The organism is Acidovorax sp. (genome assembly GCF_021287135.1).
Classification (GTDB): Bacteria; Pseudomonadota; Gammaproteobacteria; order Burkholderiales; family Burkholderiaceae_C; genus Acidovorax.
The window spans coordinates 1-12,947 of record NZ_JAJTBB010000079.1 but is presented as its reverse complement, the minus strand read 5'-3'; the positions used below and the strand labels follow the sequence as shown (position 1 = coordinate 12,947).

At 69.2% G+C, this 12,947-nt stretch carries 12 protein-coding genes; 4 read left to right on the top strand and 8 right to left on the bottom strand.

Annotated features, from left to right (window positions below; all coding sequences use genetic code 11):
• Positions 1-9 precede the first annotated feature (9 nt).
• Both hemE and LWW96_RS18290 read right to left on the bottom strand, forming a co-directional pair.
• Positions 10-1,128: a uroporphyrinogen decarboxylase gene (hemE, locus tag LWW96_RS18295; RefSeq protein WP_291489295.1), complete on the bottom strand. Its 1,119-nt coding sequence runs from the start codon at positions 1,126-1,128 to the stop codon at positions 10-12.
• Between the two features lie 154 nt (positions 1,129-1,282).
• Positions 1,283-2,869, bottom strand: coding sequence for an MFS transporter (locus LWW96_RS18290; protein ID WP_291489294.1), 1,587 nt, complete (start codon positions 2,867-2,869; stop codon positions 1,283-1,285).
• A gap of 187 nt (positions 2,870-3,056) precedes the next feature.
• Between LWW96_RS18290 and LWW96_RS18285 the strand changes: the two genes are divergently transcribed.
• Entirely contained in the window at positions 3,057-3,641 is a 585-nt protein-coding gene (locus LWW96_RS18285) for a hypothetical protein (protein WP_291489293.1), read from the top strand.
• A gap of 38 nt (positions 3,642-3,679) precedes the next feature.
• Here LWW96_RS18285 and LWW96_RS18280 read toward each other — a convergent pair whose 3' ends face one another.
• The gene (locus LWW96_RS18280) at positions 3,680-4,585 is read right to left on the bottom strand and encodes a LysR substrate-binding domain-containing protein (protein ID WP_291489292.1); all 906 of its coding nucleotides are present in this window, start codon (positions 4,583-4,585) and stop codon (positions 3,680-3,682) included.
• A 127-nt stretch (positions 4,586-4,712) separates the two neighbouring features.
• On the opposite strand from LWW96_RS18280, the gene LWW96_RS18275 reads away from it, so the two are divergent.
• Positions 4,713-5,696: a TerC family protein gene (locus LWW96_RS18275; RefSeq protein WP_291489291.1), complete on the top strand. Its 984-nt coding sequence runs from the start codon at positions 4,713-4,715 to the stop codon at positions 5,694-5,696.
• 20 nt (positions 5,697-5,716) lie between these two features.
• Here the strand turns inward: LWW96_RS18275 and LWW96_RS18270 are convergent, their stop codons facing one another.
• The 4 genes from LWW96_RS18270 to LWW96_RS18255 form a co-directional block, all read right to left on the bottom strand.
• Positions 5,717-6,685 carry a tripartite tricarboxylate transporter substrate binding protein gene (locus LWW96_RS18270; protein ID WP_291489290.1) on the bottom strand — a complete coding sequence of 323 codons (969 nt, stop codon included), beginning with the start codon at positions 6,683-6,685 and terminating at the stop codon, positions 5,717-5,719.
• Between the two features lie 96 nt (positions 6,686-6,781).
• Positions 6,782-7,039: a DUF2783 domain-containing protein gene (locus tag LWW96_RS18265; RefSeq protein ID WP_291489289.1), complete on the bottom strand. Its 258-nt coding sequence runs from the start codon at positions 7,037-7,039 to the stop codon at positions 6,782-6,784.
• A 14-nt stretch (positions 7,040-7,053) separates the two neighbouring features.
• On the bottom strand, positions 7,054-8,706 hold the full coding sequence (locus LWW96_RS18260) for an FAD-dependent oxidoreductase (RefSeq protein WP_291489288.1): 1,653 nt from the start codon (positions 8,704-8,706) through the stop codon (positions 7,054-7,056).
• Positions 8,707-8,893: 187 nt separating this feature from the next.
• Positions 8,894-9,853: an MBL fold metallo-hydrolase gene (locus LWW96_RS18255; RefSeq protein ID WP_291489287.1), complete on the bottom strand. Its 960-nt coding sequence runs from the start codon at positions 9,851-9,853 to the stop codon at positions 8,894-8,896.
• Between the two features lie 142 nt (positions 9,854-9,995).
• Here LWW96_RS18255 and LWW96_RS18250 point away from each other — a divergent pair, with 142 nt between their 5' ends.
• Positions 9,996-10,805 (top strand): IclR family transcriptional regulator, encoded by an 810-nt coding sequence (locus LWW96_RS18250; RefSeq protein ID WP_291489286.1) that lies wholly within the window; start codon positions 9,996-9,998, stop codon positions 10,803-10,805.
• Positions 10,806-11,091: 286 nt separating this feature from the next.
• Positions 11,092-11,442 carry an MliC family protein gene (locus tag LWW96_RS18245; protein WP_291489285.1) on the top strand — a complete coding sequence of 117 codons (351 nt, stop codon included), beginning with the start codon at positions 11,092-11,094 and terminating at the stop codon, positions 11,440-11,442.
• 36 nt (positions 11,443-11,478) lie between these two features.
• Here the strand turns inward: LWW96_RS18245 and LWW96_RS18240 are convergent.
• On the bottom strand, positions 11,479-12,947 hold a 1,469-nt coding region (locus tag LWW96_RS18240; RefSeq protein ID WP_291489284.1), incomplete at its 5' end, for a thioredoxin family protein.

Here is a 12,947-nt window from a genome sequence, read left to right as displayed (position 1 = left end):
CCGCGCCGCTCAGGCGGCCTTCGCGCGCAGCGCGCGGGAGTGGCTGTGCACGGCCTCGACCAGCGCCGCCACATGCTCGGGCGGCGTGAACTGGCTGATGCCGTGGCCCAGGTTGAAGATGTGCGTGGGGCCGGTGGTGGACTTGTCGGTGTGCGGCGTGCCGAAGCTGTCGAGCACGGCGTGCACCTGGGTCACGATCTGCGCGGGCGGGGCGAACAGCACATTGGGGTCGATGTTGCCCTGCAGCGCCTTGCCGGGGCCGCCGGCCCGGCCGCCGACGATGGCGCGCGCCTTGCCGAGGTTGGCCGTCCAGTCCAGGCCCAGCACTTCGCAGTCGATGGCCTTCATGTCGTCGAGCCAGATCCCGCCGCCCTTGGTGAAGACGATGCGCGGCACGTCCTGGCCGTCCGCGCCCGTGCGCTTCAGTTGCGCAAGCACCCGCTGGGTATAGGCCAGGCTGAACTCCTGGAAACAGCCGTCGGCCAACACGCCGCCCCAGCTGTCGAAAATCATCACCGCCTGGGCGCCCGCGTCGATCTGGGCGTTGAGGTACGCGGCCACGGCGTCGGCGTTCACGGCCAGGATGCGGTGCATCAGGTCGGGGCGGCTGTACATCAGCGTCTTGACGAGGCGGTAGTCGTCGCTGCCCTTGCCCTCGACCATGTAGCAGGCCAGCGTCCAGGGGCTGCCCGAGAAGCCGATCAGCGGCACGCGCCCATTCAGGGCCTTGCGGATGCTGGTGACGGCGTCGAACACGTAGCGCAGCTTGTCCAGGTCGGGCACGGCCAGCGCGGCCACGGCGGCCTCGTCCCGCACCGCTTTGGCAAAGCGCGGGCCTTCGCCCTCGGCGAACGACAGGCCCAGGCCCATGGCGTCCGGCACCGTGAGGATGTCGCTGAACAGGATGGCGGCATCCAGCGGGAAGCGCTCCAGCGGCTGCAGCGTGACCTCGGTGGCGTAGTCCACGTTGGTGGCCAGGCCCATGAAGCTGCCCGCCTGGGCGCGCGTGGCCTTGTACTCGGGCAGGTAGCGGCCCGCCTGGCGCATGAGCCACAAGGGTGTGTAGTCGGTGGCCTGGCGGCGGCAGGCGCGCAGGAAGGTGTCGTTGGAGAGGGGCGCGAAGGTCATCCCGCGATTGTCGCAGGCCGGCCCCCGGCCTCTGCACCTGATCTGGCGGTGAAAATTTGACCCGCGTCAAGACAGTGCGCCCGCCGAATACGGACTTTGCCAAGCCGCAGGGGGCGCCCGCCTTCCGGGCGCACGCGATGCGGCTCAGGGGGGGCTATCGCTCGGCAATGTAGTGCGACATGCGCGCCACTTCGCCGGGCGCGAGGAAGGCCCGCACCTCGGTCTCCAGCGCCTGGTCGGCCATGGTGGCGCGGGCCCGCTGGTGCAGGTAGTCGGCCCAGGACTCCACGATGAAGCGCTCCACATAGCGCGACGGCTCGCCCAGGTCCTTGTACACGCGCCAGAAGGTGGCGCCGTCGCGCCGGCGCGGGGCCTTCATGCGGCTGATGGTGTCCAGGAAGGCGGCGTCCGTGCCGGGGGCGATGCGGTAGCCCACTTCCACAGCGACCGGGCCGGCCTCGGGCAAGGGCTCGGCCTCGATGAACAGCTCGTCCCACGGTGTGGCCTGGGTCACCTCGTGCAGCGCACCCATGCGCAGGGGCATGGGCCGTGCCAGCAGCAGGCCTGCGCCCATGAGCGCCGCCGCTGCGATCAGCGTGGGTGCGAGGCCCAGGATGTCGGACGCCGCACCCCAGAAGGCCGAGCCCAGCGCGAACGCCCCCAGGGCCGCCACCATGTGCATCGCGACGGCGCGCGAGCGCACCCATTGCGGCGCACTGGCCTGCGTGGCGGTGTTGAAGGTGGACATTGCGGACATCCACGCCGCGCCCGCAAACAGCATGACCCCATAGACCACGCCCGCCACATGGGTGAGCGCCGCCACCAGCATGGCCGCGGCAAACACCACCCCGGCCATGCCCACGATTTTTTCCAGGCCGAAGCGCGCCCGCAGGCGGCCCAGGATCAGCCCCACCCCCACGGCGCCCGTGCCCAGGCAGCCCATCAGCAGGCCAAACCCTTGCGCGCCTGTGCCCAGTTGCCGCTGCGCGATCACCGGCAGCAGCGCCCACAGGGCCGATCCGGCTGCGCTGAAGGCCATCACCCGCACCAGCTGCGCAAGGATCAGGCGCGAATGCCAGGCAAAGCGCAGCCCGCTGAGCGTGCCGCCCCATAGGCGTTCGGCCGGCAGCTTGGACGGCGGGTGCGCCCGGGGCGGCCAGCGGCGGATGGCGTCCCACATCACCAGCGTGGTGGCCACTGTGACGGCAAACACCCAGCCGGCCCCCAACTGGGCAAAGACCAGCCCAGCCAGCGTCGGCCCCACGGCCCGCGCCGCGTTGTAGGCAATGCTCACGGCCGTGATGGCCTGGGGCCATTCGTCGCGCGGCACCGGGTCGATGACCGAGGAGTTCCACGCCGGCGTGAGCACGGCCGTGCAGCAGCCGCACACGAACACCAGCAGCAGCACCGATGCAGGCCCGCCCCAACCCAGCAGCACCAGCAGCGTCAGCAGCGCGCAGGCCCCCGCCTGGGCCAGCAAGGCGCCGGAAATCAGGCGCCGCCGGTCGGTGGTGTCCGCCAGCACCCCCGCAGGCAGCGCCAGCAGGAACATCGGCATGAACACGGCCGTCTGCACCAGGGCCGCCAGAAAGGACGAGCCCGACAGTTCCACCATCAGCCAGGCCGCCGCCATGGACTGCATGCCGTTGCCGATGAAGAACACCCCGCCGCAGAGCCACAGCCCCCGGAAGGCCGGCTGGCGCAAGGGGCTCCATAACGAGGTGGGGGACGGTGCGGCCATGGGGGTGCGGTGCAATAAAAAGTAAAGTGGTTGACCAGGAGAGACCGGCTGCATGGTAGACGCTCCGCTACGCCTGCGCTGGCGGGCGCCTTTGCGGGGAAGCGGGGGTAGACTGGCTGCGGCGGCATGGCCTGGAGGTCTACGCCTTGGAGCATGCCTGCCTCATCAGCCAATGGAGAAGAGGGATATGAAAAAGATTGCAATTTCGATGGGGATGGTTCTGGCGGCGGGCATGGCCCACGCCGATCTGCTGAACATCAGCACGGCGGCCGTGCACTCGGCGTCCAGCCTGCAAGGCGTGGCCTGCACGGTGGTCGGGACCGACGGTCCGCTGTACCGGGGCACCAAGATCCTGTACGTGCTGGCCGAATCGGTGGGCAACGGCCGCAACCCCACGCTCCAGGTGCGCTCGCTGGCCTACAACCTGGTGGTGTCCAACGATGACTGGCAGCAGCCGTACTACATCAACGGCGCGGTGCAGGACCCGCTGCCCACGATCCTGTACACGCAGTTCCTGCGCGCACCCAACCGGCCTACCGATTCGGGCGTGATCTACTTTGCCCAGCCGGGCGAGCCGCTGTGCGTGTACACCAACGAGCGCGCCGGCGACGATGGCCTGTACCAGGCGGTGATCTCCATCACGGACCGCACTGCCGCCATTACGGCCGCCGGCATCCGGTCGGCCCGCACCGGCGAGGTGCTCGACCCGACCGGCGCTGCGCGCGCTGTGCTGGACCAGTACCTGCAGCGGCAGTCGGGCGCGGCCCAGTGACGCGGCGGGCCCGGCGGTCCAGTGGCCCGTCGAGCGCGCTACTGATTCAGTAGCGTCCCGCCCTGGCCTGCGGCCAGCAGCCGGGTGAGCAGCGGGTGCATCACCTTGCGGGCGTTGTAGATCAGGTGGAACTGCTCCTGCACGTCAGGGCTGGTACCCACCTGAACCAGGCCGTGCGTGCGGCCCAGGTGCCCGCCCAGGGACACCGGCGCGGGCATGACGCCCATGCCGGTGGCCGCAAAGGTGCTCAGCAGCGCGCTGTCTTCAAATTCGCCCGCAACCCGCGGGCGGATGCGCTCGCGTTCCAGCCAGTGGTCGATGCGCGCACGCATGGCCGCATGCCCGGTGGGCAGCAGCACCGGCACCACTGCCAGGCTGCGCGGAAATGCGTGCGCCGCCGCCTCGGCCCACTCCGGCGGCGCGTACCAGGCCACGGGGCTGGTGCCCAGCAGCTGGCTGGTGGTCTTGAGCGCCGGGTTCGGCGGCGCGGGGCTGTCGGCCAGCACGGCGTCCAGCTTGTGCAGCGCCAATTCGGCCAGCAGCGGCTGAAACTCTCCTTCATGGCATAGCAGCCGCAGGTGCGGCTCGTCCAGCACCGGGGTCAGCAGGCGGTGCACCGCCAGCTTGGCGATGCCGTCCGAGATGCCCAGGTTCAGCCGCACCGTCTGGCCGCTGGCAGCCTCGCGCACGCGGTGCGGCAATTGCTCGCCCAGCGCAAAGATGTGGTCCGCCTCGTGCAGCGCGGCCACGCCCGCGTCCGTGAGCACCAGGCTGCGCCCCTCGTTGCGCAGCAGGGCAACGCCCAGCGACTTCTCCAGCTCTCGCACCTGGGCGCTGATGGTCTGCACCGCCATGTCCAGGCGTTCGGCGGCCCGGGCGATGCCGCCTTCCTTGGCCACCACCCAGAAATAGAACAGATGCCGGTAGTTGAAGCTTTGGCTCATGGTGCGATGCTGGGTTAAAGGTTCGTAAAAACCGAAGTCATCGTACCGATATTGCAGGTTTTAAGGAACTTGACGCACTTCTACAGTCGGGCCTTCGTTGAATGACTTGCTGTGGAGGCGCTGCACGATGGAAACCATAGGCACCTGGTGGATGTGGACGGGATTCGCCGTCTTTGTGGTCGTGGCCATTGCCATCGACCTGCTGGTGATGGAGCGCCAGGGCGCCCACAAGGTCACCATGAAAGAGGCCGTGCGCTGGAGTCTGCTGTGGTTTTCGCTGGCCTTCGTGTTCGTGGCCATCCTGTGGTGGTACCTGGACGGCAGCCAGGGCCGCGAGGTGGCCAACACGGTGTCCATGCAGTTCATCACCGGCTACCTGGTGGAAAAGAGCCTGTCGGTGGACAACATCTTCGTGTTCCTGATGCTCTTCAGCTACTTTGCCGTGCCGCCGCAATACCAGAAGCGCGCGCTCATCATCGGCATCATCGGTGCCATCGTGCTGCGCACGCTGCTGATCCTGGCGGGCGCCTGGCTGCTGGCCACCTTCCATTGGCTGCTGTACGTGTTCGGCGCCTTCCTGGTGGTCACCGGCATCAAGATGTGGTTCGCCGCGGGGCAGGAGCCGGACATTGCCACCAACCCGGTGCTCAAGTTCCTGAAGCAGCGCATCCGCATCACCGACCGCTTCGATGGCGAGAAGCTCTCGACCATGGTCAATGGTGCCAAGCACTTCACGCCCCTGTTCGTGGTGCTGGTACTCATCGGCACCACGGACATCATCTTTGCGGTGGACAGCATCCCGGCGATCTTTGCCATCACCAGCGACCCGTTCATCGTGCTTACGGCCAACATCTTTGCCATCCTGGGACTGCGGGCGCTGTACTTCCTGCTGGCCGACCTGGCCAACCGTTTTCACCTGCTGGCCTATGGCCTGGCGCTGGTGCTGGTGTTCATCGGCGGCAAGATGCTGCTCATCGACTTCTACAAGATTCCGATCGGCTACGCGTTGCTGGTCACAGCCACGCTGATCGCCGGGTCCATCTTCCTGTCGCTGCGCAGCTCGGGCGCGGGGGCGTCCCCATCGACACCACCGCTTCCGGACAAACGTTGACCGGCGCGTGCGCGCCCGCTTCAGTCCAGCTTCACGCCCACCTTGGTGATGACGCGGCCCCACTTTTCGCGCTCGGCGCGGGCAAAGCTGCCCATCTGGGCGGAGGTGCCGGGCATGGGCTCCACGCCCAGGGCCTGCAGGCGGGCCTTGGTGCGCGTGTCGGCCAGCGCGGTCTGCAGCGCCTTGCTGAAGTTCGCCACCACATCGGCCGGCGCACCCGTGGGCACCACCAGGCCCTGCCACGCAAAGCCTTCAAACCCTTGCAGGCCCTGTTCGGAAATCGTGGGCACATCCGGCATGGTGGCCACCCGCTGCGGGCTGGCCACGCCGATGGCGCGCACCTTGTTGCCCGCAAGGAAGGGGTACACGGTGGCACTGTCGATCCACATGGCGGGCACCTGGCCGCCGATCACGTCCTGGATGGCCGGGGCCGCGCCGCGGTAGGGCACGTGCGTCAGCTTGAGCCCGCTTTGCTCGCGGAAGAGTTCGCCCACCAGGTGGTGCGGGCTGCCCGGGCCGGCGGAGGCCCAGTTCACGCCGTCGGGCTGGCCCTTGGCCCAGGCCATGAATTCCTTGAGGTTCTTGGCCGGTACGCTGTGGGACACCACCAGAAACATCGGAAAGCGCACCAGCAGGCCCACGGGCTGGAAGTCCTTCTCGGCGTTGTAGCTGAGCTTGCTGAACAGCGTGGGGTTGGCCGCCAGCGTGGCGAAGTCGGCCGAGAACATCAGGTTGCCGTAGTCCTTGTTGCGCGCGCTGTACTCGGCGGCGATGTTGGTGCCCGCGCCGGGCTTGTTGTTGATGATGATGGGCCGGCCCAGCGAGGCGGACATCGACTCCGCAATCGTGCGCGCCACCACGTCCGAGCCGCCGCCGGCGGCGTAGCCCACCACCCATTCGAGGGGCTTGGAATCCTGGGCGTGTGCCAGCGGAACGGCGGTGGCGAGGGCCAGGCCCGCGAGGGTGGCCAGAAAGTGTTTGCGCTGCATGGTGGTGTCTCCGGTGTTGTTAAAAAAAGCGTGGGCAAAGCCGGGCCCCGCACCGTCTGCGCGGCGCTGAAGCCTGGGGTGGAAAAAAGGCGGTGATCAGGCCGCTACGGCGTGGCTGGGCACCACCGGCGTGATGGCCTGGTGGGTGCGCCGGTCTGCCACTGGCACGGCTGCGCCGCGCGCCAGTTGCAGCGCGTGCTGCAGCGTGGCCTGCTCGCCGATGTGGTTGGCCAGCAGCAGTACCAGCCGCGCGTTCATGGCGTGGCTTTCGGGCGTGGACAGGCCCTGGTGCGCCGCGATCAGCGCTTCATAAAAGTCGTCGCAGGCCTGCAGGTTCGGTTGGGTGTTCAGCATGGGCGTGTTCCTGGTCAGAGGGCTGTGGCGGTGGCCCGGGCCAGCGCGCTGCGCACGGCGGCCTCGGTGGGGGTGCGCCAGCGTGCGCACACGTGCTGGTCGGGCCGCACCAGGTACAGGGTGTGCGGCTGTGCGTCCAGCCGCTGGGCCGCCAGTGCCTCGGGGTCGGCCACGTCGACGCCGATCTGCAGCAGCTTCACGTGGGGCAGGCCGTGCGCCCAGGCGGGGGCCGGGCCAAAGGCCAGCAGCGTGAAGTCCGGCCCCAGCTCGCGCAGCAGCCAGGTGGGCCGGCCTTGCCGGGTCAACGGCGCGTCCAGCAGCACGGCGCCGGGCATTTGCGTGCCCGCGAACGCATCGCTGTCCGGCGTGTTCAGCGGCGAAGCGTGCAGCGTGGCCGGCACCGACAGGCGCCCGCTGTTGACGATGCGCCGCGCAAACGCGTGCTCGCGCGCCAGGTGCAGGGCGGCGTCGCGGAACAGGCGGCTCACCTCGCTCTTGGGCGTGATGAAGTCGGTGGCGCGGGTGGAGTTGCACAGGTTCTCGTCGGCCGCGTATTCGCGCTCGGGGCCATAGGTAGCCACCAGGTCGGGGCCGGCGCGGCCCTTGAGCACCCAGTCTAGCTTCCAGGCCAGGTTCTCGGCGTCCTGCACGCCGCTGTTGGCGCCGCGGGCGCCAAAGGGTGAGACGCCGTGGGCGCTGTCGCCCGCAAAGATGACGCGGCCGTGCACGAACTGGTCCATGCGCAGGCAGGCGAAGGTGTAGACGCTGGCCCAGTCCAATTCAAACTGCGCATTCGCACCCAGCAGCGCCTTCACGCGCGGAAGGATGTTCTCGGGCTTCTTTTCTTCCTCGGGGTCGGCGTCCCAGCCCAGCTGGAAGTCGATGCGCCACACGTTGTCGGGCTGGCGGTGCAGCAGCACGCTCTGGCCGGGGTGGAAGGGCGGGTCAAACCAGAACCAGCGCTCGGTGGGGAAGTTGGCCTCATCCGCCAGCTTCACATCGGCAATGAGAAAGCGGTCCTGGAAGATGCGGCCCTTGCTCTCCAGCCCCAGCATCTGCCGCGTGGGCGAGCGCGCGCCGTCGCAGGCCACCAGCCACTGCGCGTCGATCTGGTAGGTGCCGTCGGGCGTGTCGATGGTGAGCAGCGCGCCGTCCGTGCGGCTGTGCACGGCGGTCACCTTGTTGTGCCAGCGGATGTCGATGCCGGGCAGCTGCAGCGCACGCTCCACCAGGTAGGCCTCGGCGTAGTACTGCTGCAGGTTGATGAAGGCCGGGCGCTCGTGGCCCTCCTCGGGCAGCAGGTTGAATTCGTAGACCTGTTCGTCCTTCAGGAACACCTTGCCCAGCTTCCACGACACGCCCTTGTCCACCATGGGCTGGCCCACGCCCAGGCGGTCCCAGATTTCGAGGGTGCGCTTGGCAAAACAGATGGCGCGCGAGCCGATGGAGAGCTTGTGGTCGTTGTCCAGCACCACCACAGGCTGGCCGCGCTGCGCCAGGTCGATGGCGAGCGACAGGCCCACGGGGCCCGCGCCGATGACCACGATGGGATGCTGCGCAGGCGTGGCGCGGTCCTGGTCGGGCGAGCGCACATAGCCGAAGTCGATGGCCTGCACCTCGGCGCCACTGGCGTGGAAGGCTTCGGCGGGAATGTCTCTGGGGTTCATGTTCTACGACCTTCGTGTTTGATCGATTGCCTGTTGTCGAGAGCTGACCGTTGCAACTGACGCGCCCCGAGCGAGGGACGCCAAGCAAGGGCCGCCCCGCAGCGAGGGCGTCGTCCCCCTTTCCGAATCGCGCAGCGGTTCGAGAGAAGGGGGAAGGCGCGCAGCGCCTCAGGGGGTTGTTCTCTGCCTAGCCTTCCAGCGCTTTCCACATGGCAACGTCGCGCTCGGCCGTCCAGATGCGCGGGTCCGGGAACGTGGTGGCCTCGTCGTACGCGCGGGTCACGTCAAACGGCATGCAGTGGTTGAAGATCACCCAGTGCCCGTACTTGGGCTGCAACTTGGCAAACGTGGCTTCGTACACCTTGCGCAGGTCTTCGCCCTTCGCGGCGCCTTCCTTCACGCTCGCATACAGGTCGCTGATGAAGGCACGTGTGCCCGCCAGGCCGGCCTGCACCTGCTCAGGCGTCTGCAGCGCGGCGCCGCGGCCGGGCACGAGCTTTTCGGGCTTCAGGGCCGCGATGTTGTCCAGGGTCTGCGGCCAGTCCTGGAAGTACGCGTCGCCCGCATACGGCGTGGCGTCGAACTCCACCAGGTCGCCGCTGAAGAGGATCTTTTCCTGCGGCAGCCAAGCCACCGTGTCGCCCTTGGTGTGGCCCCGGCCCAGCTGCAGGATCTGCACTTCCACGCTGCCCAGCCACAGCGTCATCTTCTGGTTGAAGGTCATCGTGGGCCAGGTCAGGCCGTCCGGCACGCTCTCCACGTTCTGGAACAGGCGCGGGAAGCGGCCGATCTCGCTGTCCTTGTCGAACTGCCCGCGCTCGACGATCAGGTCGCGCGTGTCCTCGCTGGCGATGATGTGCTCGGCCCCGTAGGCGCTGGCGCCCAGCACGCGCACCGCGTGGTAGTGGCTCAGCAGCACGTATTGGATGGGCTTGTCCGTCACTTCGCGGATGCGGCGGATCACGTCCTGCGCCATGACGGGCGTGGCCTGGGTGTCGATGACCATCACGGCGTTGTCGCCAATGATGATGCCGGTGTTGGGGTCGCCCTCGGCCGTGTAGGCATAGGCGTGGTCGGAGAGCTTGTCGAAGCTCACCTTCTTCACTTCGAGGTCGGCGGCGGAGGCAAAGGTTTTGACGGTGCTCATGGGCAGTGTTTGTTAATGATGAATTCGTTTATCTAAACGGAATGCTTTGATGTTAGGCAAGAAATTCATCCATGTCTAATGCATTTGTTTAAGTGAAAACCCGAAGCCCGCGGGCGCGCCTCCGCGCATGGACAATCGGCGCATGACCGCAACGCCACCTGACCTGCCCTCCGCCGACGACGAAGACGCCCCCCGCAGCCCGCGCGGCATCCAGAGCGTGGAGGTGGGCGGACAGCTGCTGAAGGTGCTGGCCCGCACGGGCCGGCGCATGGCGCTCAAGGACCTGGCCGGCGCCGCGGGCATGACGGCCGCCAAGGCGCACCCCTACCTGGTCAGCTTTGGCAAGCTGGGCCTGATCGAGCAGGACGCCGTGAGCGCCCACTACGGCCTGGGGCCTCTCGCCATGCAGCTGGGGCTGATCAGCCTGCAGCAGGTGGACCCGGTGCGCCTGGCGATTGCCGAGCTGCCCGCGCTGGCGCAGCGCATCGGCTACACCGTGTCGGCCTCGGTCTGGGGCGACAACGGCCCCACCATCATCCGGGTGGAGGAAGGCCCCACGGCCGTGTACGTGGCCATGCGCCATGGCACCACGGCCTCGGTGCGGCACACGGCCACGGGCAAGGTGTTCGCGGCGTTCGGCCCGCGCGAGCGCGCCGCTGCCGCGCTGGCGGCCGAAGGCTTCGCGGGCGCGCTGGACGAACCCGCGTTCGCCGCCGAGCTGGAGACCGTGCGCACCCACCAGGTGGCGCAGGTGACGGACCAGCTGCTGCCCGGCATCAGCGCGCTGGCCACGCCGGTGTTCGACGGGTTCGGGCAGCTGGTGCTGTGCCTGGCCGTGATCGGCCCCAGCGCCACGCTGCAGGCCGGCCCGCGCAGCCCCGCCGCGCAGCAGCTGCGCGACGCTGCCGGCCACCTGTCGCGGCGCCTGGGGGCGCCGGCGGCAGCCGCTTGACCGGCGGGCCCTGCGGAAATTTGCATCAAAAAGGCCTCTGGCGCTTGTGTATCAAGCGCAAGAAGCTACTTTTTTGATAGCATTTCCGGTGCCGGCAGCATGGCGCGCCGGGCGGCCGGCGCAGCGAGAACAGAGCGTTGTTCCCCGCAGACACCAGGATGCCGCCGCCGCAAAGGCGGTGTGCGTGCGTCAGAATACCGGCCACGGCGCGGGCCGTGCCGAGGGACCCGCAGCGTGCCGCCACCGGCCGCCACGGCCGCGCCCACCCCCGATTCGAGGAGATCCCATGCAGAAGAACACCCCTTTCCTGGCCCGCCGCCTGCCGGCCCTGGCCGCCGCCGCCCTGTCGGCGGCCGTGCTCAGCGCCTGCACCCCGCCCCGCGCGCCCGATGCGCCCCAGGTGCAGCGCGTGACCACCTACGCCTGCGACCGCGGCCCCATGCTGGTGGTGCATTGGCCGGCCACCCCCGAGGGCCCGGCCCTGCTGGAAATGAATGGCCGCACCGTGGCGCTGCAGCCCGAGCGCGTGGCCTCGGGCTTCGGCTATGGCGACGGCGGCACCTACATCCGCGGCAAGGGCAACACGATGTTCTTCCAGGCGCCGCGCGCCCTGCGCGTGAACTGCGTGGCGCGTTGAGGTCGGCGCTTCAGAACACGTTCTGAGAACAGGTTCCTACAGCTGGGCGAGGGTGCTGCGCACCTCGTCCACGCTCAGCACCTCGGTCAGCACCACCGGGGGCTTGCCGGGGCGGTAGAACACGTACACCGGCACGCCGTTGCGCCCCAGCGAGGCCAGCGCGGCGGTGATCGCGGGGTCGCGGCGCGTCCAGTCGGCGCGCAGCAGGGCAACGTTCCGGGCCTGCAGGTCGGCCAGCACCTCGGCGTTCGCCAGCGTGGTTTTCTTGTTGTACTGGCAGGTCACGCACCAGGCGGCGGTGAAGTCCACGAACACCGGGCGCCCACCGGCCACGATCTGCTCGGCAGCGCCCGGGCTCCAGGGTTGCCAGCCGGCGGCGGACGCCGTGGATGCGGTTGCAGCCGCCGGTTCCGCCGCGACGCGGGTGATGTGGGGTGCAAAGGCCCAGGCCAGCAGGGCCAGCGCCGCCACGGCCACACTGCCCATCCACAGCCGTGCGCGGCCGGCCAGCGACAGCGCCCAGGCCAGCCAGCCCAGGCCCACCAGCAGGATCAGCAGTGCCCCTGCGCCGTCGATGCCGCTTTGCTGGCCCAGCACCCACACCAGCCACACCACGGTGGCAAACATGGGGAAGGCCATGAACTTGCGGAAGGTGTCCATCCACGCGCCCGGGCGCGGCAGGGCGCGCGCCACCGCGGGGACCAGGCTCGCTGCCAGGTAGGGCAGCGCCAGCCCCAGGCCCAGCATGGCGAACACGGCCAGCGCCTGCGCGGCGGGCAGCGTGGCCGTCAGGCCCACGGACGCGCCCATGAACGGCGCGGTGCAGGGCGACGCCACGGCCACCGCCAGCACGCCCGTGAGGAAGCTGTCGGCCACCGGGTGGCGGGCCTGCAGGCTGGCCACGGAGGATGGCAGGAAGCGCCCGAACTCGAACACGCCCGCCAGGTTCAGCCCGATCAGCGTGAACAGCGCGGCCAGCGACGCCACCACCGCAGGCGACTGCAGCTGGAACCCCCAGCCGATGGCCTCGCCCGCCGCGCGCAGGCCCAGCATGAGCGCGCCCAGCAGCAGGAAGGACAGCACCACGCCGGCCGTATAGGCCATGCCGCTCAGGCGGTGGGCGCGGCGGTCCTGCGCGTGCCGGGTGAAGCCCACGACCTTGATGGCCAGCACCGGAAACACGCAGGGCATCAGGTTCAGGATCAGCCCGCCCAGCAGGGCCCCGAGCAGCGCGGCCGACAACGTGAGCGCGGAGGCCCCGCCGGCCGTGCCCGCGCCGCCGGCGGCCTGCGCGGCGTTGACCTTGAGCGCGGCTTCCAGCGCGGGCGAGACCGCGCCGCCCGCAGCCGCCGCGGGCGGCCACGTGCCGAGCACCAGCAGCTCGGCGCGGTAGCCGGTGCGCGTGTCGGGGCCGTCGCCATGGGCCGCGCCGGCCTGCTCGGCCAGCACCACGGAGATGCGGTTCGGGCTGGCGCTGCGCTGGTCCGACAAGGGCACCTTCGCCG

Coding starts and splice junctions, on each gene's coding strand:
- hemE (WP_291489295.1), bottom strand. CDS start 1,128: ATGACCTTCGCGCCCCTCTCCAACGACACCTTCCTGCGCGCCTGCCGC.
- LWW96_RS18265 (WP_291489289.1), bottom strand. CDS start 7,039: ATGCTGAACACCCAACCGAACCTGCAGGCCTGCGACGACTTTTATGAA.
- LWW96_RS18250 (WP_291489286.1), top strand. CDS start 9,996: ATGACCGCAACGCCACCTGACCTGCCCTCCGCCGACGACGAAGACGCC.
- LWW96_RS18290 (WP_291489294.1), bottom strand. CDS start 2,869: ATGGCCGCACCGTCCCCCACCTCGTTATGGAGCCCCTTGCGCCAGCCG.
- LWW96_RS18285 (WP_291489293.1), top strand. CDS start 3,057: ATGAAAAAGATTGCAATTTCGATGGGGATGGTTCTGGCGGCGGGCATG.
- LWW96_RS18260 (WP_291489288.1), bottom strand. CDS start 8,706: ATGAACCCCAGAGACATTCCCGCCGAAGCCTTCCACGCCAGTGGCGCC.
- LWW96_RS18280 (WP_291489292.1), bottom strand. CDS start 4,585: ATGAGCCAAAGCTTCAACTACCGGCATCTGTTCTATTTCTGGGTGGTG.
- LWW96_RS18275 (WP_291489291.1), top strand. CDS start 4,713: ATGGAAACCATAGGCACCTGGTGGATGTGGACGGGATTCGCCGTCTTT.
- LWW96_RS18245 (WP_291489285.1), top strand. CDS start 11,092: ATGCAGAAGAACACCCCTTTCCTGGCCCGCCGCCTGCCGGCCCTGGCC.
- LWW96_RS18270 (WP_291489290.1), bottom strand. CDS start 6,685: ATGCAGCGCAAACACTTTCTGGCCACCCTCGCGGGCCTGGCCCTCGCC.
- LWW96_RS18255 (WP_291489287.1), bottom strand. CDS start 9,853: ATGAGCACCGTCAAAACCTTTGCCTCCGCCGCCGACCTCGAAGTGAAG.